The organism is Salmonella sp. JXY0409-18 (assembly GCF_020268625.1).
GTDB classification, from domain to species: domain Bacteria; phylum Pseudomonadota; class Gammaproteobacteria; order Enterobacterales; family Enterobacteriaceae; genus Salmonella; species Salmonella enterica.
Window position 1 is genome coordinate 2,359,657 of sequence record NZ_CP084216.1, and the last position, 18,676, is coordinate 2,378,332.

Here is an 18,676-nt window from a genome sequence, read left to right on the forward strand (position 1 = left end):
GCCAGGAAAATAATACAGTGGAGAAAGTCTAAGATATGGCAAGGGCAATCAGCTTGAGTTAGCGCAAATTTTTGTACAACAGTTAAAAAATGTTAACCCTGTAATAGACGAATCAACAAAGAGCCGTTATACATCGCGTCTTTTACCAACGCCGCCCCGGCCATCGTGCCCTGGTTGGTAAACTGCGTGCTTTCCACAACCGTGTTCCTGCTGTAGGCAGGCAGCGCCTGCTGACGGATACTGTCAGCAATGGCCGGAAAAAGGATATCAGCCGCTTTACTTAGCGGCGAACCAATAAGAATTTTTTGCGGATTAAATAAATTCACCATGATAGCCAGAATGCGTCCGACATGCGCGCCAACGCCGCTAATAATATCTTTTGCTAATAGATCTCCCTGCATCGCCGCCTGACACAGTGAATCTACCGTTAACGGCTGGCCGTGCAACATTGAACTCATCGACTGATTAAGCCGAAGCTGCGTAAGTTCCAGCACGCTATCGACGCTGGCGATGGTCTCCAGACAGCCATGATTACCGCAATAACAGCGCTTACCATAAGGATCGACCTGGGTATGCCCAATCTCTACCAGACTGCTACTGCCCGCATGAAGCAAATGACCGTCGGTGATAACGCCCGCCCCCACATTATGATCAATCACCACCTGGATAACGTCGCGCGCGCCGCGTGAGGCGCCAAAAAGCGCCTCTGCCATCGTCCAGGCGCTAATATCATGCTGAATGTAAACCGGTACGCCGGTGTGCCGCTCCAGCGCATCTCCCAAAGGCATCTCTTTGACATCTTCGTAATACGGCATCCGGTGCACAACGCCGTTTTCGGTATCGATAATGCCCGGTAACGTAATGGCAATGGAGGTCAGACGCTCCAGTTTCTGCTGATGGCGGGTAAAAAACCGATCAACGTGCGTAATAATTCGCTCAAGCAACGGAGTGGCTTCGGTTAACGGCAGCGGCAGACACTCTTCTACCACCAGTTTGCTGCTAAGATCGCGTAGCGCAAGGAAAATTTCGCCACGGCTAATACGAATAGATAAATAGTGCCAGGCTTCCGTTTCCACCATCAGCCCGACGGCGGGACGTCCACGACTGCCCGCCTCTTTAATTTCAAGTTCCTGAACCAAATGCGCTTCCAGCATTTCGCGAACAATTTTCGTAATACTGGCAGGCGCCAACTGCGCCAGACGAGACAGGTCAATTCGCGATACCGGTCCGAGCTGATCAATCAGGCGATACACTGCGCCAGCATTGGTCTGCTTAATTTGATCGATATGCCCAGGCTGACTATCAGCAACCACCGCTCACTCCCTTTATTTTCGCGCTCCGAAATAATCTGTGTGCTATGGTGAAACACTTCAATACTCGCCGTCAACTTTTTGCTTAGCCGTGTGATTAACTGCACATTTTCACCCTTTTAAAGCGTAATTAATCCCGTCGGGCAGCCAGTAATAGCAGTTGGCAAAACCGCTGTACGGCATGACTCTGTTCATGATGCTTTGGCCATACCAGCCACATTTCAGATACGGCGTCCTCTTCTGCCAGGGGAACCCAGCGCATCTCGCTCATCTGTACACGCTTAAAGGATGCCGGCAGAATCGAGACACCCAGTCCCGCCGCCACCAGACCGATAATGGTCATTGCCTCGCCAACCTCCTGCGTGATGGTCGGCGACAGGTTATAGCGCCGCATCAGGCCGAGAATATCGTCGTAGAGGCCCGTCCCGACATGCGGATCGAAAAAGACGAAAGGTTCTTCCGCCAGTTCTGTCAGACTGACGACCGGCTTTTGCGCCAGCCGATGTTCGCGCGGGATCATGGCCATAAGCGGCTCATGCAAAATCACCTCGCGATTAAGTGTGTCGGGCAGCGGCGTATTCCGCAGCAAGCCAATATCCAGTACGCCTTCGTTGAGCGGCGCGATTTGCTCACGCGTATTCATTTCACGCGTTTGCATATGCACCCCCGGATAGGACTGGCGGAACAGCGAAAAGGTATGCGATACCGCCCGAATAAAAGGCGCTGAAGACGTAAAGCCAATACGGATTTCTCCCGCTTCGCCCTGATGCAACCGCTCGGCGCGAGCGGCGGCGTCGTTTACCAGACTCAGGATGTGTCGGCTATCCACCAGAAACTGTCGCCCGGCGGCGGTTAACGCTACGCTGCGGTTGGTCCGCGCCAGTAATCGCGCGCCGACCTGCTGCTCCAGAATTTGTATCTGCTGACTCAGCGGCGGCTGCGAGATATTGAGGCGCGCGGCGGCGCGACCAAAATGCAGCTCTTCTGCTACCGCCACAAAGTAACGTAAATGACGTAATTCGATATTCATATTTTTAACGTCTTATTTGAGACAATTAATATATTAGACAGAATATTTTGCTTTTTCTATGCTTTACATGTCAGTTATACCCGTCTCCTGTTGACGGAGATGTAAAGCAAGGATTTAACGTGAGTCGTACAACTATTCTCGATGACGCCACGGCGAGCGATATCGATGAACAATGCCATTCTCAGCCGGTTCAATTTATAAAACGCGGTACAGCGCCTTTCATGCGCGTCACGCTGGCCCTTTTTTCCGCGGGCCTGGCGACTTTCGCGCTCCTTTATTGCGTTCAGCCTATACTACCGGTACTTTCCCAGGAGTTTGGCGTCTCCCCCGCCAGCAGCAGCGTTTCACTTTCTATTTCTACCGCCATGCTGGCTATCGGCTTACTTTTTACTGGCCCGCTTTCTGATGCGATAGGCCGTAAACCGGTGATGGTCACCGCCTTGTTATTAGCCTCCTGCTGCACATTGTTATCAACCATGATGACCAGCTGGCATGGTATTCTGATTATGCGTGCGCTGATCGGTCTATCGTTAAGCGGCGTCGCCGCGGTGGGAATGACCTACCTGAGCGAAGAAATCCATCCCAGCTTTGTCGCTTTCTCCATGGGGCTCTATATTAGCGGTAATTCCATCGGCGGGATGAGCGGGCGTTTATTAAGCGGCGTCATGACCGACTTTTTTAACTGGCGCATCGCGCTGGCGGCCATCGGATGCTTTGCGCTGGCGTCCGCGCTGATGTTCTGGAAGATTTTACCCGCCTCACAACATTTCCGTCCCACGTCGCTACGGCCTAAAACGCTATTTATTAATTTCCGTCTCCACTGGCGCGATCGGGGGTTACCTCTGCTGTTTGCGGAAGGCTTTTTACTGATGGGCGCATTCGTCACCCTGTTTAACTACATTGGCTATCGCCTGATGCTCTCCCCCTGGGAATTAAGCCAGGCCGTGGTCGGACTGTTATCCGTAGCCTATCTCACCGGCACATGGAGCTCGCCGAAAGCTGGCGCAATGACCTCACGCTATGGCCGGGGGCCGGTGATGCTGTTCTCTATCGCAGTAATGCTGGGCGGGCTTTTACTGACACTTTTTACCTCGCTTTGGCTGATTTTTGCCGGAATGCTGCTTTTTTCCGCCGGCTTTTTCGCCGCGCACTCCGTGGCCAGTAGTTGGATTGGCCCGCGTGCGCGCCGGGCGAAGGGACAGGCCTCGTCACTTTATCTTTTCAGCTATTATCTGGGGTCCAGTATCGCCGGGACGCTAGGCGGCGTATTCTGGCATAGTTACGGCTGGAACGGCGTAGGCGGTTTTATCGCGCTAATGCTGGTGCTGGCCATCCTGGTCGGGACGCGGTTACATCATCGTCTTCACGCCTGAAAAGAAATAATCCGGCGATAGCAACGTGCGCTATCGCCGGGCTGGTTTCACGCCACGACTCACTGTTTACCACAGACCTGTCAAGCTTGATACTCCCATGACTTCTCTGATTGCATCCAGCGCCAGAAGCGTAAATACCACCCAGATTATCGGATTCATATACGGTGTACTTGTTATTCTGGAGAGCGAATATTACCGACTCTGCGACCAAAAATAACGGCCGGTAACGTAAAGCTACCTATTATGGTGGGGGCTGACATCGCGTTACCGGGGGATTGTACATAGCGTTACATGCCGAAACCAATCACTCACGGAAGCCTTTTGATAACAGCGATATAGTCATTTCACCGGCCCCGCAGTGGGGTTGAATGAAAACCAAATCGAGGGTATCAAAATGAAAAAAGTATTAGCTCTGGTTGTTGCCGCTGCAATGGGTCTCTCTTCCGCAGCATTCGCGGCTGAGACTGCAACGCCTGCGAAAACCGCAACGCCTGCCAAAACAACCCAGACCACCCAGCACCACAAAAAGCAGCATAAGAAAACCGTTGAGCAAAAAGCGCAGGCGGCTAAAAAGCACCAGAAAAAAGGTGGTAAAGCGCCAGCCAAAACCACGTCAAAACCAACTACTCAACCGGCTGCGTAAGTCGTAACATGCTGCGGCGCGCCCCCGCGCCCGTTTTTACGGCGCTAAATTGTTCTGGTTTAGCGCCGCCTTCCGGGAGGGCAAAAAAGTGTCTCGCTACCGCTTTGAGCTCATTCTTATCGTGCTTATTTTATGCGCCGTTATTGCCACGCATTTCTATCTTTCCTGAGTGTAGTTATCTGATTTTACTCCCACTTTCTTACCGTCACGTCTATAGTAGTACTGAGGGTTTGTTGTTAATAATCATAATTACCCACCAGAGTGTGATATGCATAAAACCATTGCTGTATTACTGGGCATAGTGTGTTTTTTACCGGTTATGGCGAAAGCCGGGGAGGCTGAAACAGACGCCACGGATGCCAGCGACGTTAAAACGCTTTTTTTTAACCATGACGATCGGGTGCCCGTCGCCGATCCTACCCAATCACCGTGGGATGCCATCGGGCAACTAGAGACCGCCAGCGGTAATTTGTGTACGGCAACGCTTATCTCCCCGCATATCGCCCTGACAGCAGGTCACTGCCTGCTAACGCCACCGAAAGGAAAACCAGACAAGGCGGTTGCGCTGCGTTTTGTGGCGCGAAAAGGAGTATGGCGCTATGAAATCCACGGCATTGAAGGCCGCGTTGAACCGTCGCTGGGCCGACGTCTGAAAGCGGATGGCGATGGCTGGATTGTGCCGCCTGCCGCGGCAAGCTGGGATTTTGGTCTGGTAATATTGCGCTACCCACCTTCCGGTATCACGCCAGTGCCTTTATTTACCGGCGATAAAGCGGCGCTCACTGCGGCGTTGAAAGCCGCAGACCGAAAAGTCACGCAGTCCGGTTATCCGGAAGATCATCTGAATGCGCTCTATTCCCATCAGGATTGCGTCGTGACCGGCTGGGCGCAGAATGCCGTACTCTCACACCAGTGCGACACCTTACCTGGCGACAGCGGCTCGCCGCTCTTATTGCACACGGATAGCGGATGGCAGCTCATTGGCGTACAAAGCTCCGCCCCTGCGGCTAAAGATCGCTGGCGCGCCGATAACCGCGCTATATCCGTCACCGGCTTTCGCGATAAGCTGAAAGCACTGGCGCAGGATTAATGCGGGAATCGCTGCCTGAACCGACAGGCAGCGATCGTCTCAGGCAAATTTGATCATGACCATTCCGGCGAGCAGCAATATCACGCCAACCCAGCCTTTGGGGTTTAAGCGCTGACCGAAGAGCACCCAGCCCGCCGCCAACGTGGCGGCAATACCAAAACCGCCCCATAATGCATACGCCACCGACAGGTCTATCCCTTTAACCGCCTGGGAAAGCGCGCTGAAGGCGGCCAGAACAGCGGCAAGCGATAAGATGCCATAGCATTTACGGCGAAAGCCGTCCGAAAATTTCAACAGTACGTTAGCCGCGATTTCCAGCATTATTGCCAGCCCAAGCCAGGCGCCGTGTATCCATTCAAATTGTTGCACGAGCCGCCCCCTTCACCGGTTTGCCGGGTTTACGCGTCCCTGATTTGATCAATACGATGCCGGCGACCAGCGTCAGCAAGCCGGCAATCTTCATGGTTGATAATGCTTCATCAAATAGCAGCACGCTAAAAATGGTAATAAATAAAATGCCGATCCCTTCCCATAAGGCATACGCCACACCCAGGGCAATCTTTTTTACCGCAAAGGAAAGAAATATATATGACAGCGTGATCATCACCAGCATTAAAATAAAACCCGCATTGCCATTACCCACGCTAGCCCATTTCATTGAGAGCGTGCCGGTAATTTCAGTCGCGATAGCCAGAGCTAATAAAATCCAGTAAAACATGACACTTCTCCTGCATGAGAATATACTCTTTCGAGTCTGCTGCACGCAGCAAACTAAAAAATAAAATCAGTTAGCACAGCGCGTTGCGCCAGCTCAGGCAGAAGTGAGAGACTAAAGTGCGTTACGCCAGTGCTGCTCGCCAATAAGCAGGAAAAAGGAGGTAGAGTGAAGATGCGTTTGCGTGGAGAAAAAAGTGCTGAACATATTGTCCATAATATTACAATTATCCGCAGTGTTGCTTCTCGTCATCGCGGATGATAATTGTCCTCGGTAGTTGAACACGCCTGATTTGTATCATAAGCCAGGAATTAACTCAAAATATTTTCACTTCTTTACCTGAAGTGTTTGATTTTAACCAGAACAGGTCGACCGACATCACATTATTATTCGAGTCGGCATCAGAAAACAGGGACTGATATGGCAAAACCGATCATCACGCTCAATGGTCTAAAAATCGTCATTATGCTGGGAATGCTGGTGGTTATTCTGAGCGGTATCCGCTTCGCCGCAGATATCATTGTTCCCTTTATTTTGGCGTTATTTATTGCAGTCGTTCTCAATCCCGTTGCGCAACGGATGACCCGATGCCGAATTCCGCGCGTTATCGCCGTATCATTGCTCATTGTGATTATTGTTATGTTAATGGTACTGCTACTGGCCTATTTGGGGACATCATTAAATGAACTGGCTCGTACCCTACCACAATATCGCTCCTCATTGGTGATACCGTTGCAACGTATTGAACCGTGGTTACAGCGAGCAGGCATTGGCGTGTCGGTTGATGAGCTGGCGAAATATATCGATCCAAACGCCGCCATGACTCTGGTAACGAACCTGCTCACCCAGCTGTCCAATGCCATGTCGTCCATCTTTTTATTGTTATTGACCGTGGTATTTATGCTGCTGGAGGTTCCACAATTGCCTGAAAAACTGCAGCAGATGATGAGCCGTCCGGTGGAAGGCATGGCGGCAATTCAACGCGCGCTTGATAGCGTTTCCCATTATCTGGTGTTAAAAACAGCGATCAGTATCGTGACGGGGCTGGTCGCATGGGGAATGCTGGCCGCGCTGGATGTCCGCTTCGCCTTTGTCTGGGGTCTACTGGCCTTCGCGCTGAACTATATTCCTAATATTGGATCGGTGCTCGCTGCCCTGCCGCCCATTATTCAGGTGCTGGTATTTAACGGGTTTTATGATGCGCTGCTGGTGCTGGCAGGCTATCTGCTGATTAATCTGGTCTTCGGCAATATCCTTGAGCCACGTATCATGGGACGTGGTTTAGGCCTTTCAACCTTAGTGGTATTTTTGTCGTTAATTTTCTGGGGCTGGCTATTAGGTCCGGTGGGCATGTTGCTCTCCGTTCCGTTAACCATCATTGTCAAAATCGCCCTCGAACAGACCACCGGCGGGCAGAGTATCGCCGTTCTGCTTAGCGATTTAAACAAAAGATAAAATGCAATACATACACAAAATCATTCAAGATGCATCGCGGCGGCAAGGGAAGAAATCCCCGGGAGCATAGATAACGATGTGACCGGGGTTTCTGAGCGCAGCCAACAAAGAGGCAGCTTAAAGGGTGAAGTTTATAAAAACGGCCTCCGAAGAGGCCGCCGCACGTTTAAAAGATTAAAGCGCTTTCAGAATTGCATCCACGCTGGCTTTGGCATCGCCAAACAGCATTTGCGTATTCTCTTTAAAGAACAGCGGGTTCTGCACACCAGCATAACCAGTATTCATTGAACGCTTAAAGACCACGACATTCTGTGCTTTCCACACTTCGAGAACCGGCATACCGGCGATCGGGCTGCGGGGATCGTCTTGCGCCGCCGGGTTCACCGTATCGTTCGCGCCAATTACCAGCACGGTATCGGTATCGGCGAAATCATCATTGATCTCGTCCATCTCCAGCACGATGTCATAAGGCACTTTCGCCTCCGCCAACAGCACGTTCATATGCCCCGGCAAGCGCCCCGCCACCGGATGAATGCCGAAACGCACGTTGATACCGCGCGCACGCAGTTTTTCGGTGATTTCCGCCACCGGATACTGCGCCTGCGCCACCGCCATCCCGTACCCCGGCGTAATAATGACGGAGTGGGAGTTTTTCAGCATCTCAGCAGTCTCTTCCGCTGTGATTTCGCGATGTTCGCCAGCTTCCTGATCGTCGCCTGTTGAGGAGCCGTCAGTACCGAACCCACCGGCAATAACGCTGATGAAAGAGCGGTTCATCGCTTTACACATAATGTAAGACAGGATCGCGCCTGACGAACCGACCAGCGCGCCGGTCACAATCAGCAAATCGTTGCTTAACATAAAGCCAGCCGCCGCGGCAGCCCAACCGGAATAGGAGTTCAGCATTGAAACAACCACCGGCATGTCCGCCCCGCCGATAGAGGCGACCAGATGCCAACCAAACGCCAGCGCGATAATGGTCATCAGCAGCAGCGCCAGAACCTGTAGACCCACGCTTTCGGTGCGGACAAAAACCAGCAGCAACAGGAAAGAAACAACCAGCGCCGCCAGGTTCATTTTGTGACGGTTAGGCAACATCAACGGCTTAGAAGAAATTTTGCCGCGCAGTTTACCAAACGCTACGATCGATCCAGTGAAAGTGACTGCGCCAATAAAGATACCGAGGAAGACTTCGGTCAGATGGATATTCACCAGCACCGGCGCCAGACTGGCGTCATGGTACAGATAGCTGTTAAAGCCAACCAGTACCGCCGCCAGGCCCACGAAACTGTGCAGAATCGCGACCAGCTCCGGCATCTCGGTCATCTCAACTTTTTTCGCCATGCGGATGCCAATCGCGCCGCCAATAATCATGGCGACCAGAATCCATGCCACGTTGCCGGTATCCGGCCCGAAAATGGTCGCCAGCAACGCGATCGCCATCCCGGCAATACCGAAGTTATTCCCCTGGCGGGACGTTTCATGCTTTGAAAGCCCGGCAAGACTGAAAATAAATAGGATCGCGGCAACAATGTATGCAGCTGTAACTAATCCTCCAGACATGTGTTACCCCTTAGTTTTTCCGGAACATTTTCAGCATACGCTGAGTCACGGTGAAGCCACCGAAAATATTAATGCTGGCGATAAGCACCGCGATAAAGCTCAGGAAGCTGACCCAGCCGCCCTGACCAATTTGCAATAATGCCCCGACAACAATAATCCCTGAAATTGCGTTGGTCACCGACATTAATGGCGTATGAAGCGCATGAGACACGTTCCACACCACGTAATAACCAACCACGCAGGCGAGCGCAAACACGGTAAAATGGCCGAGGAACTCTTTTGGCGCGACATCGGCCAGCCAGCCAAAAAGAATGATCGCCAGCGCCATTAACGCATACTTCCGCCAGGGTGAAGCGGGCTTTTCCGGCTCTTTTGGCGCAGGTGCTGCTTTAGGCGCGGACTGTGGCTGTGCGGAAACCTGGATTGGCGGCGCAGGCCAGGTAATGTCGCCGTCGCGAATCACCGTCACGCCACGGATCACGACATCGTCAAAATCCACGTCAATATTGCCGTCTTTCTCTTTGCACAGCAGCTTCAGCAGGTTAACCAGGTTGGTGCCATAAAGTTGGGATGACTGCGTCGGCAAACGCCCCGGTAAATCGGTGTAGCCAATCACTTTCACGCCATTGTCCGTCGTCACAACCTGATTGGCGACGGTATATTCGCAGTTACCGCCATTCTGCGCGGCCAGGTCGACAATCACGCTGCCGGCTTTCATAGAATCGACCATATCGCGGGTAATCAGCTTCGGCGCTGGTTTGCCCGGAATCAACGCGGTGGTAACAATGATGTCGACCTCTTTGGCCTGGGCGGCAAAGAGCGCCATTTCCGCTTTGATAAACGCCTCGGACATGACTTTGGCGTAACCATCGCCGCTACCGGCTTCCTCTTTAAAATCCAGTTCGAGGAACTCAGCCCCCATACTCTGAACCTGCTCTTTGACTTCAGGACGAGTGTCAAACGCGCGGACAATCGCCCCCAGGCTGTTTGCCGCGCCGATAGCCGCAAGACCAGCTACACCCGCGCCAATCACCATCACCTTCGCCGGCGGCACTTTCCCGGCGGCGGTGATTTGCCCGGTAAAGAAGCGCCCAAATTCATGCGCGGCCTCTACAATGGCGCGATAACCCGCGATATTCGCCATTGAGCTTAACGCGTCGAGCGACTGCGCGCGGGAAATACGCGGCACGGAGTCCATCGCCATCACCGTGACCTTACGTTCGGCAAGTTTCTCCATTAACCCAGGATTTTGCGCAGGCCATATAAAACTGACCAGCGTAGTCCCGGGGTTCAGTAAAGCGATTTCCTCTTCTTCAGGCGCATTAACCTTGAGAATAATTTCCGACTGCCAGATAGCATTGCCGTCTACAATATCCGCGCCAGCCTGCGCAAACGCTTTGTCGTCAAAACTTGCCAGTTGACCCGCCCCGCTTTCGATAGCGACGCTAAACCCCAGCTTCAGTAGCTGCTCTACCGTTTTCGGCGTCGCAGCGACACGGGTTTCATTGGGTAACCGCTCTTTTGGTATGCCAATTCGCATAAATGTTCCCTTCCATCGGTATTTTTGATGATGGTTTGTCAGTAAGCGCGAGAAGCGTACGCCTGCCCGCGTTTGAGGTAAATGTTACCCCTGCAGAATAAAACCGTTACAAACTCTCTATAACCTACTGAAAATAACGCCTGTGATCTAGCGCCAAAAAACAGAATTTTTTATCAAATTTGCAAAACATGAACGATTCAGCCGCTAAGCAGCCATAATGCCTTGAAAATGGCCTGCGAGGGCTGATAATTCGCTCAAATTTGACAGTAAAACATCATTAAACCTCTGTCGATATCAAGAAATTAACATTAAATTAACTTATTAAATTCATGCGCTTCATTAGCTTAGCCGCCCGGACGCCGTTTTTTTCGACATATCGGTAAATGTTATCATCAAAGATAGGATACATGACACGATGCGTGAAAAATCCCGCAGACATCCATATGGTTTAAATGCAATAATCAGCCACGTTTCTAGTCAATAACAATACCAGTACCTGGTTTGCGCAAGGCGAAGGATTATTTTTATGAAGCTTAAGAACACTCTCCTGGCGTCGGCACTGCTTTCTGCGGCTGCTTTTTCTGTCCATGCAGCAACAGAACTGACGCCGGAGCAAGCGGCTGCACTAAAACCTTATGACCGCATCGTTATTACCGGTCGTTTTAATGCTATTGGCGATGCGGTCTCCGCCGTGTCCCGCCGCGCAGATAAAGAAGGCGCAGCCTCCTTCTATGTTGTCGACACCTCGGAGTTCGGCAACAGTGGTAACTGGCGTGTTGTGGCGGACGTGTATAAAGCCGACGCGCCGAAAGCCGACGCGCCCAAAAATCGTGTCATTAATGGCATCGTGGAATTACCGAAAGACCAGGCCGTACAATTAGAACCGTATGACACCGTCACCGTTCAGGGCTTCTACCGTAGCCAGCCGGAAGTTAACGATGCCATTACGAAAGCGGCGAAACAGAAAGACGCATACGCTTTCTATATTGTTCGTCAGGTGGATGCGAATCAGGGCGGAAACCAGCGCATCACTGCATTTATCTATAAACAAGATGCGAAAAAACGCATCGTCCAGAGCCCGGACGCTATTCCGGCAGACTCTGAAGCTGGCCGCGCCGCGCTGGCTCAGGGCGGCGAAGCTGCGAAGAAAGTCGAAATTCCAGGCGTCGCTACGTCAGCCTCGCCGAGCGCCGAAGTAGGCCGTTTCTTCGAAACGCAATCCACCAAAGGTGGGCGTTACACTGTCACACTTCCGGATGGCACTAAAGTTGAGGAGCTGAATAAAGCGACGGCTGCGATGATGGTGCCTTTCGACAGCGTTAAGTTCACCGGCAACTACGGCAATATGACAGAAATCTCCTACCAGGTCGCCAAACGCGCGGCGAAGAAAGGCGCTAAGTATTATCATATTACGCGTCAGTGGCAGGAGCGCGGCAATAACATCACCATCAGCGCCGACCTCTACAAATAAGGCGCGCGTCGCCATCAGGCTTTCTCGCCGGATGGCGGCATACCTAGCTTATCAGGCCTACACGATCGTTCAACGGCAGGCCTGATAAGCCACCATCAGGCACTTTCTCGCGGGATGCCAGTTCCGTCAAATATCGCGATGAATCTCACTTTTCGCTTTTTTGGCGATAAATCTTATCCAGGCCGTTGCATGCGGTCCCTTCTCTCCGTAAAATCCCGCGCCTTAGTGGCTTTCACCATTTTTATGCGTTTTGCCATAATAATTATTCTTCCAATTTCATTTTTATAGCTGGATACCAATGGAAAAAAAACTGGGACTGAGCGCGCTGACCGCGCTGGTTTTAAGCTCAATGCTTGGCGCAGGTGTTTTCAGTCTGCCCCAGAATATGGCCGCCGTTGCCAGTCCGGCTGCGTTGTTAATTGGCTGGGCCATTACCGGCGTGGGGATACTCTTACTGGCATTCGCCATGTTAATCCTCACGCGCATTCGCTCCGAGCTTGACGGCGGTATCTTTACTTACGCCCGCGAAGGCTTCGGCGAACTGATTGGCTTTTGTTCTGCCTGGGGCTATTGGCTGTGCGCGGTCATCGCCAACGTATCCTATTTGGTTATCGTTTTTTCAGCGCTGAGTTTCTTTACCGATACGCCTGCGCTGCGTCTGTTTGGCGACGGTAATACCTGGCAGGCTATTGTCGGCGCTTCAGTCCTGCTCTGGATTGTCCATTTCCTCATCCTGCGCGGCGTACAAACGGCAGCCAGCATCAATCTGGTCGCGACTCTGGCGAAACTGTTACCGCTCGGCGCGTTTATTGTGCTGGCTATCATGATGTTCAAACTGGATACCTTCACACTGGACTTCACCGGTGTTGAGCTCGGTATTCCCGTATGGGAACAGGTCAAGAACACCATGCTTATTACGCTGTGGGTGTTTATTGGCGTTGAAGGCGCCGTCGTCGTCTCGGCCCGAGCGAAAAATAAACGCGATGTAGGCCGCGCCACGCTACTGGCGGTACTCGCAGCGCTGGGAATATATCTCCTGGTCACGCTGCTTTCTCTTGGCGTTCTTGCGCGTCCGGAACTGGCGGAGATGCGTAACCCGTCGATGGCCGGACTGATGGTAAAAATGATGGGGCCGTGGGGAGAAATTATTATTGCGGCGGGACTGATTGTGTCTGTCTGCGGGGCTTATCTAAGCTGGACTATCATGGCGGCGGAGGTGCCGTTTCTGGCGGCAGCCTATAAATCCTTCCCGGGCATCTTCGCGCGACAAAATGCGCAAGGCGCGCCTTCTGCGTCGTTATGGCTCACCAATATCTGTGTGCAAATCTGTCTGGTACTGATCTGGCTTACCGGTTCAGACTACAACACGCTATTGACGATTGCGTCAGAAATGATTCTGGTGCCCTACTTTCTGGTCGGCGCATTTCTGCTGAAGATTGCAACGCGTCCCCTCCATCGGGCGGTCGGTATCGGAGCCTGTATTTATGGCTTATGGTTATTATATGCGTCGGGTCCCATGCACCTGCTGCTGTCCGTCGTACTGTACGCGCCTGGATTACTGGTTTTCCTGTATGCGCGTCGAACGCACAAGCATGACAACGTATTAAATCGTCAGGAAGTCGTGCTGATTGGTTTATTGCTGGTCGCGGCGGTTCCGGCTACGTGGATGCTGGTGGGTTAACAACCTCCCCATCGTAATATCCGTATGTATTACGATGGGGAAACCACGGTCTGTGCCAATATTAATGCCATTTAATCCAGCAAAAAATCAGCAGCCACGCGCTTAGCCCCCAGCAGACCACCGCACCGCCAAGCGCGACGTGCAGGCGCATCACACCACTGAAATACCATAGCGTTGCAAGATAAATGAAATAAGGAATGATCGACCACATGCTAAAGACGATGGTGGTACGCATCGCGTCGATGCCCCGCTCGCTGGCCACGATATAGTGCGCGATAAGCGCAAACGTTGGAAACAGAGGAATTAATCCGGCGATATAATAATTTTTCGTTTTTGACAGCAGACCAATCAATACGACGACCAGCGCCCCCAGGGCAGCTTTAATCACGAGTCCCATTACCTTGCCTTAACACGCTAATAACAACAGCGTGTAGCATAACGGAACCGCTCTCGTTTAGAAAAGATTTATGGAAGGGAAAACAGAGGCGGTGTATGTTGGCGTTTTCTATTCTCCATTTATAATATGAACCGCATTGTATTTGTTGAAGACGACGCTGAAGTGGGTTCTCTCATTGCCGCTTATCTGGCGAAACATGATATTGATGTCATTGTTGAGCCGCGTGGTGACCGGGCGGAGGATCTTATCCTCACCACTCAGCCCGATCTGGTTTTACTGGATATTATGCTTCCAGGTAAAGATGGCATGACGATATGCCGCGATTTACGCCACCGCTGGCAAGGCCCGATTGTCCTGCTCACCTCGCTGGACAGTGATATGAATCATATTCTGGCGCTGGAGATGGGCGCCTGCGACTACATCCTCAAAACCACGCCTCCGGCCGTTTTGCTGGCGCGTCTGCGCTTACACCTGCGGCAAAGCGAACAAACGCAACAGGCAAAAAGTCTTCAGGAGAGCGCGCTTACGCCGCATAAAGCGCTGCGTTTTGGCGCGTTAACCATCGATCCCCTTAACCGGGCGGTCCAGCTCAATGGCGATTTCATATCGCTCTCCACCGCCGATTTTGAATTGCTCTGGGAATTGGCGACACACGCCGGACAAATTATGGATCGCGACGCGTTGCTAAAAACGCTGCGCGGCGTCAATTATGATGGTCTGGATCGCAGCGTGGATGTGGCGATTTCCCGCCTGCGTAAGAAACTGCTGGATAGCGCTGCTGAGCCCTATCGTATAAAGACCATTCGCAATAAAGGCTATCTTTTTGCCCCTCATGCCTGGGACGAAACGTCGGGATAAGTTAGCTGCAGATTTTACCTGCCTTTATCAAATCATAGTGGCGATGCTCATCACCGCCACTGTTCAAAAAACAGACATTGTATACATGAATGCTATTTTTATTAGTCGAAACGGCCCCTTTATTACCGTTTTCTCTGCGTTGCGGCTCATCATTACGTCTTTTTCGCTCAAGAAAATTAAATTAAAAAAACTCGAATCCAGTTCACAAAATTGATAACAGAATGTCTGCCCGGCGCTATATTGCCGTCTTTTTTCGCAAATTGTGAAACCAAACAAATCATAATCATGAATATATAATAACAAATATATTCACCATAAATATGTGCGTTTCCGATAGTAACTTTTGTATTAATTAATAACATATAAGAAAAGTTAGCATTTGCTGAAATAATATTATTCAGATTAGGATGCCTTTGATTCAACGAATCTGTAGAAGTTCAATCTTTTGCAAATAAGTTAAGTTTTTAAGGATAAAAAATGAAAAGAAAAGTATTGGCACTTGTCATTCCGGCTCTGCTGGCTGCTGGCGCAGCACACGCCGCTGAAATTTATAACAAAGACGGCAACAAACTGGACCTTTACGGGAAAGTAGACGGCCTGCACTATTTCTCTGATGACTCTTCTAAAGATGGCGATCAGACCTATATGCGTTTCGGCTTTAAAGGCGAAACACAGATTAACGACCAACTGACCGGTTACGGCCAGTGGGAATATAACGTTCAGGCTAACACTACCGAAGGCGAAGGCGCTAATTCCTGGACTCGTCTGGCATTCGCCGGCCTGAAATTCGGCGACTACGGCTCATTCGACTATGGTCGTAACTACGGCGTCCTGTACGACGTGGAAGGCTGGACCGATATGCTGCCTGAGTTCGGCGGCGACTCCTATACTTACGCTGACAACTACATGACCGGTCGTGCTAACGGCGTGGCCACCTACCGTAACACTGATTTCTTCGGTCTGGTAGACGGTCTGAACTTCGCGTTGCAATATCAGGGTAAAAATGAAAGCCAAAGCGCTGACGATGTAAATATCGGTACCAATAACCGTAATAATGGCGACGATATTCGTTACGATAACGGTGATGGCTTCGGTATTTCTACTACCTATGATATTGGCATGGGCTTCAGCGCAGGCGCTGCGTATACCACTTCCGATCGTACTAATGAGCAAGTCAATGCTGGCGGCACGATTGCTGGCGGCGACAAAGCGGATGCCTGGACAGCTGGTTTGAAATATGATGCCAACAACATCTATTTAGCGACTATGTATTCTGAAACCCGTAATATGACGCCTTATGGTAAAACGGACACGGGTTATGCTGGCGGCGTAGCAAACAAAACGCAAAACTTCGAAGTTACAGCCCAATATCAATTTGATTTCGGTCTGCGCCCGGCGGTTTCTTTCCTGATGTCTAAAGGTAAAGATCTGACCTATAACAACGTTAATGGCGATGATAAAGACCTGGTTAAATATGCTGATGTAGGTGCTACCTACTATTTCAACAAAAACTTCTCCACCTATGTTGATTATAAAATCAACCTGCTGGATGATGACGACCAGTTCTATAAAGATGCCGGTATCAGCACTGATGATATCGTCGCGCTGGGTATGGTTTACCAGTTCTAATTATTCATTAATTCTTCTCAAGCCCGCCGTTTCGGCGGGCTTTTCTTTTTCTATCACCACCGTTCTAAAAACAGAACGCACTGTTCCCTGGGCACAGATTGAACAATTCTTGTTCGCTCTCTATGGTTTGCTTATCGCCCGACAAAAGGAACATGCTAATGATCAGTCTCGTCCCGCCTCTGCTTTCCAGAACCGCGCTTCTCTTTCTGCTCACGGCCACAGGCGCAGCCACCGCCGCCCGCCCGGCAGCGGATATTATTTTGCATAACGGTAATATCATCACTCTGAATGATGCCCAGCCGCAGGCCAGCGCGCTGGCGATTTTCGGCTCGCGGATTGTGGCGATTGGCGATGATACGGCGACAGATGAATGGCGCGGCGACCATACCCGTACCATCGATTTACAGGGTAAAACCGTGATACCCGGTCTGACCGATACCCATATCCACGCCATTCGCGGCGGACAAACCTGGACATTCGAAACCTACTGGTACGACAGCCCTTCGCTTAAAGACGCGCTGGATAAATTACGCGCCGACGCTAACCGTCGTCCCCACGATCAATGGGTAGCCGTAGTGGGATCGTGGATACCGGCGCAATTTGCAGAAAACCGGGCGCCGACGGTAGCCGAACTGAGCCACGCCCTTCCCGATCATCCGGCTTATATTCAGTATCTTTACGACTATGCGTTAGTGAATCAGCGCGGTATAGACGTACTTGGCCTTAACGACACCCCTCCTCCTGATTTAGCGGGAATCCGCGTAGAGCGCGACGCAAAAGGTAGCGCCACGGGGAAATTATTTGGTGACATCGCCGCGTTTAACCAGCTTTTTGCCAGCATAAGTCGTAACGCCGATCGCGAGGGTGGTCTGCGGCAATTTTTCGCTGATATGAACGCTCGCGGCGTGACCGGCATCATTGACCCCTCTGCCGGGCCTGCCGCCGCTTATGAGCCTTTATTTACAATGCGAAACCAGGGGGATTTACCGCTGCGCGTGGGGTATCGCATTCCGGTACAGCCGGAAGCGAAAGGTCATGAAGCGCAGTGGTTCAGCAACCTGATGGCCTTTCGCCCGGCGCGTGCCGATGACGGGCAACTGGCTTTTCTTGGCCTGGGGGAAAGCCTGGTGGCCGGAATGAATGACGGCGTGCGGATGGCCCCAGGGTTTTCTTCCTCAGAGCAGGACAAAACCGCGCTTCGCCAGGTCGCGACGCTTGCGGCAAAACGGGGAATACCGCTTGAGATCCACGCCTATACCGATGACAGCGCCGACGCGATATTGACGATTTTTGAGCAGGTAGCGCAGCAGTACGATCTGCGCCCTCTCCGCTGGTCTATTGCGCATCTGAATACCGGTTCGCCACAGACGCTTGAGCGAATGCGTAAGCTGGGCCTGGCATACACTGTGCAAATGGGGCCTTACTTTGAGTGGCTTGCCATCCGTGACGCCAATCCACCCGGCGCGACGGACAATTCGCCGCCGGTTCGACTGGCGCTGGATAAAGGGCTTGTCGTAGCTGGCGGCACCGATTCGACGCGTATTGGCATTGCCGGTGTCTGGCACGCTATCGAATATCATATCACCGGTATAGCGTCAGGCGGTTCCGTGCGTAAACCCGCCAGCGAGCGGCTCACGCGTCTGGAAGCGCTAGCGTTATATACACGTCATGCCGCCTGGCTCGCCTTTGCCGAACAACACCGGGGCCAGCTTAGCGTCGGAAAACAGGCCGATCTGGCGGTACTCAATCAGCCATTTATGACGATGCCGGAAGACAGAATTGATACCATTCGCGCTGTTTTGACGCTTGTCGATGGACGCATTGTTCACGAAAGTCCGGACCTTAACGCCGGACAATGAGGTTGTCAGTTGACGCAAAGCCTGCTTTTATAACCCACCAGCGGCGCTGACGGGAAATCTTT

Annotated in this window: 17 protein-coding genes; 9 read left to right on the top strand and 8 right to left on the bottom strand. The window is 51.7% G+C overall.

The window, feature by feature from the left end; genetic code table 11:
- Window positions 1-92: 92 nt before the first annotated feature.
- Complete coding sequence (mlc, locus tag LDB27_RS11355) at window positions 93-1,313, bottom strand: sugar metabolism global transcriptional regulator Mlc (RefSeq protein ID WP_000225094.1); 1,221 nt, start codon at window positions 1,311-1,313, stop codon at window positions 93-95.
- 127 nt (window positions 1,314-1,440) lie between these two features.
- Window positions 1,441-2,340 carry a LysR family transcriptional regulator gene (locus LDB27_RS11360; protein WP_001019577.1) on the bottom strand — a complete coding sequence of 300 codons (900 nt, stop codon included), beginning with the start codon at window positions 2,338-2,340 and terminating at the stop codon, window positions 1,441-1,443.
- Window positions 2,341-2,459: 119 nt separating this feature from the next.
- Here LDB27_RS11360 and LDB27_RS11365 point away from each other — a divergent pair, with 119 nt between their 5' ends.
- Complete coding sequence (locus LDB27_RS11365) at window positions 2,460-3,713, top strand: MFS transporter (RefSeq protein ID WP_000091786.1); 1,254 nt, start codon at window positions 2,460-2,462, stop codon at window positions 3,711-3,713.
- Window positions 3,714-3,779: 66 nt separating this feature from the next.
- On the opposite strand, the gene LDB27_RS11370 is transcribed toward LDB27_RS11365, so the two are convergent.
- The gene (locus tag LDB27_RS11370; protein ID WP_001068154.1) at window positions 3,780-3,872 is read right to left on the bottom strand and encodes a KPN_01571 family protein; all 93 of its coding nucleotides are present in this window, start codon (window positions 3,870-3,872) and stop codon (window positions 3,780-3,782) included.
- Between the two features lie 235 nt (window positions 3,873-4,107).
- On the opposite strand from LDB27_RS11370, the gene asr reads away from it, so the two are divergent.
- The gene (asr, locus tag LDB27_RS11375) at window positions 4,108-4,356 is read left to right on the top strand and encodes an acid resistance repetitive basic protein Asr (protein ID WP_000756317.1); all 249 of its coding nucleotides are present in this window, start codon (window positions 4,108-4,110) and stop codon (window positions 4,354-4,356) included.
- A 268-nt stretch (window positions 4,357-4,624) separates the two neighbouring features.
- The gene (locus LDB27_RS11380; RefSeq protein WP_000549638.1) at window positions 4,625-5,446 is read left to right on the top strand and encodes a trypsin-like serine peptidase; all 822 of its coding nucleotides are present in this window, start codon (window positions 4,625-4,627) and stop codon (window positions 5,444-5,446) included.
- Between the two features lie 39 nt (window positions 5,447-5,485).
- On the opposite strand, the gene mdtI is transcribed toward LDB27_RS11380, so the two are convergent.
- Together mdtI and mdtJ are read right to left on the bottom strand one after the other, a co-directional pair.
- Entirely contained in the window at window positions 5,486-5,815 is a 330-nt protein-coding gene (gene mdtI, locus LDB27_RS11385) for a multidrug/spermidine efflux SMR transporter subunit MdtI (protein WP_001183821.1), read from the bottom strand.
- Window positions 5,802-6,164 (bottom strand): multidrug/spermidine efflux SMR transporter subunit MdtJ, encoded by a 363-nt coding sequence (gene mdtJ, locus LDB27_RS11390; RefSeq protein ID WP_000500279.1) that lies wholly within the window; start codon window positions 6,162-6,164, stop codon window positions 5,802-5,804. The genes mdtI and mdtJ overlap by 14 nt, the downstream gene beginning before the upstream one ends.
- Window positions 6,165-6,581: 417 nt before the next feature.
- Here mdtJ and LDB27_RS11395 point away from each other — a divergent pair, with 417 nt between their 5' ends.
- A complete protein-coding gene (locus tag LDB27_RS11395; protein WP_001118264.1) occupies window positions 6,582-7,616 on the top strand; it encodes an AI-2E family transporter in 1,035 nt (344 codons plus the stop codon).
- 174 nt (window positions 7,617-7,790) lie between these two features.
- On the opposite strand, the gene pntB is transcribed toward LDB27_RS11395, so the two are convergent.
- The gene (gene pntB, locus LDB27_RS11400; RefSeq protein WP_000014056.1) at window positions 7,791-9,179 is read right to left on the bottom strand and encodes a Re/Si-specific NAD(P)(+) transhydrogenase subunit beta; all 1,389 of its coding nucleotides are present in this window, start codon (window positions 9,177-9,179) and stop codon (window positions 7,791-7,793) included.
- A 10-nt stretch (window positions 9,180-9,189) separates the two neighbouring features.
- The gene (gene pntA / locus LDB27_RS11405; RefSeq protein ID WP_023212214.1) at window positions 9,190-10,719 is read right to left on the bottom strand and encodes a Re/Si-specific NAD(P)(+) transhydrogenase subunit alpha; all 1,530 of its coding nucleotides are present in this window, start codon (window positions 10,717-10,719) and stop codon (window positions 9,190-9,192) included.
- Between the two features lie 526 nt (window positions 10,720-11,245).
- Between pntA and ydgH the strand changes: the two genes are divergently transcribed.
- A complete protein-coding gene (gene ydgH, locus LDB27_RS11415) occupies window positions 11,246-12,190 on the top strand; it encodes a DUF1471 family protein YdgH (protein ID WP_000769292.1) in 945 nt (314 codons plus the stop codon).
- 298 nt (window positions 12,191-12,488) lie between these two features.
- Window positions 12,489-13,871 carry an amino acid permease gene (locus LDB27_RS11420; RefSeq protein ID WP_000412353.1) on the top strand — a complete coding sequence of 461 codons (1,383 nt, stop codon included), beginning with the start codon at window positions 12,489-12,491 and terminating at the stop codon, window positions 13,869-13,871.
- Window positions 13,872-13,932: 61 nt separating this feature from the next.
- Here the strand turns inward: LDB27_RS11420 and LDB27_RS11425 are convergent, their stop codons facing one another.
- Window positions 13,933-14,268, bottom strand: coding sequence for a GlpM family protein (locus LDB27_RS11425; RefSeq protein ID WP_023137429.1), 336 nt, complete (start codon window positions 14,266-14,268; stop codon window positions 13,933-13,935).
- A gap of 126 nt (window positions 14,269-14,394) precedes the next feature.
- Between LDB27_RS11425 and rstA the strand changes: the two genes are divergently transcribed.
- The 3 genes from rstA to LDB27_RS11440 all read left to right on the top strand — a co-directional run bounded on the left by rstA (window position 14,395) and on the right by LDB27_RS11440 (window position 18,614).
- Window positions 14,395-15,126 carry a two-component system response regulator RstA gene (gene rstA / locus LDB27_RS11430; protein ID WP_023257868.1) on the top strand — a complete coding sequence of 244 codons (732 nt, stop codon included), beginning with the start codon at window positions 14,395-14,397 and terminating at the stop codon, window positions 15,124-15,126.
- Window positions 15,127-15,603: 477 nt separating this feature from the next.
- On the top strand, window positions 15,604-16,755 hold the full coding sequence (ompS2, locus tag LDB27_RS11435; protein ID WP_000824303.1) for a porin OmpS2: 1,152 nt from the start codon (window positions 15,604-15,606) through the stop codon (window positions 16,753-16,755).
- 152 nt (window positions 16,756-16,907) lie between these two features.
- Complete coding sequence (locus LDB27_RS11440) at window positions 16,908-18,614, top strand: amidohydrolase (protein WP_225519846.1); 1,707 nt, start codon at window positions 16,908-16,910, stop codon at window positions 18,612-18,614.
- Window positions 18,615-18,676 lie beyond the last annotated feature (62 nt).

What these genes read in the sequence shown, in the direction of transcription:
- pntA (WP_023212214.1), bottom strand. Translation starts at nt 10,719, where the DNA reads ATGCGAATTGGCATACCAAAAGAGCGGTTACCCAATGAAACCCGTGTC.
- rstA (WP_023257868.1), top strand. Translation starts at nt 14,395, where the DNA reads ATGAACCGCATTGTATTTGTTGAAGACGACGCTGAAGTGGGTTCTCTC.
- asr (WP_000756317.1), top strand. Translation starts at nt 4,108, where the DNA reads ATGAAAAAAGTATTAGCTCTGGTTGTTGCCGCTGCAATGGGTCTCTCT.
- LDB27_RS11425 (WP_023137429.1), bottom strand. Translation starts at nt 14,268, where the DNA reads ATGGGACTCGTGATTAAAGCTGCCCTGGGGGCGCTGGTCGTCGTATTG.
- LDB27_RS11380 (WP_000549638.1), top strand. Translation starts at nt 4,625, where the DNA reads ATGCATAAAACCATTGCTGTATTACTGGGCATAGTGTGTTTTTTACCG.
- mdtJ (WP_000500279.1), bottom strand. Translation starts at nt 6,164, where the DNA reads ATGTTTTACTGGATTTTATTAGCTCTGGCTATCGCGACTGAAATTACC.
- ydgH (WP_000769292.1), top strand. Translation starts at nt 11,246, where the DNA reads ATGAAGCTTAAGAACACTCTCCTGGCGTCGGCACTGCTTTCTGCGGCT.
- LDB27_RS11395 (WP_001118264.1), top strand. Translation starts at nt 6,582, where the DNA reads ATGGCAAAACCGATCATCACGCTCAATGGTCTAAAAATCGTCATTATG.
- pntB (WP_000014056.1), bottom strand. Translation starts at nt 9,179, where the DNA reads ATGTCTGGAGGATTAGTTACAGCTGCATACATTGTTGCCGCGATCCTA.
- ompS2 (WP_000824303.1), top strand. Translation starts at nt 15,604, where the DNA reads ATGAAAAGAAAAGTATTGGCACTTGTCATTCCGGCTCTGCTGGCTGCT.
- LDB27_RS11420 (WP_000412353.1), top strand. Translation starts at nt 12,489, where the DNA reads ATGGAAAAAAAACTGGGACTGAGCGCGCTGACCGCGCTGGTTTTAAGC.
- LDB27_RS11440 (WP_225519846.1), top strand. Translation starts at nt 16,908, where the DNA reads ATGCTAATGATCAGTCTCGTCCCGCCTCTGCTTTCCAGAACCGCGCTT.
- LDB27_RS11370 (WP_001068154.1), bottom strand. Translation starts at nt 3,872, where the DNA reads ATGAATCCGATAATCTGGGTGGTATTTACGCTTCTGGCGCTGGATGCA.
- LDB27_RS11360 (WP_001019577.1), bottom strand. Translation starts at nt 2,340, where the DNA reads ATGAATATCGAATTACGTCATTTACGTTACTTTGTGGCGGTAGCAGAA.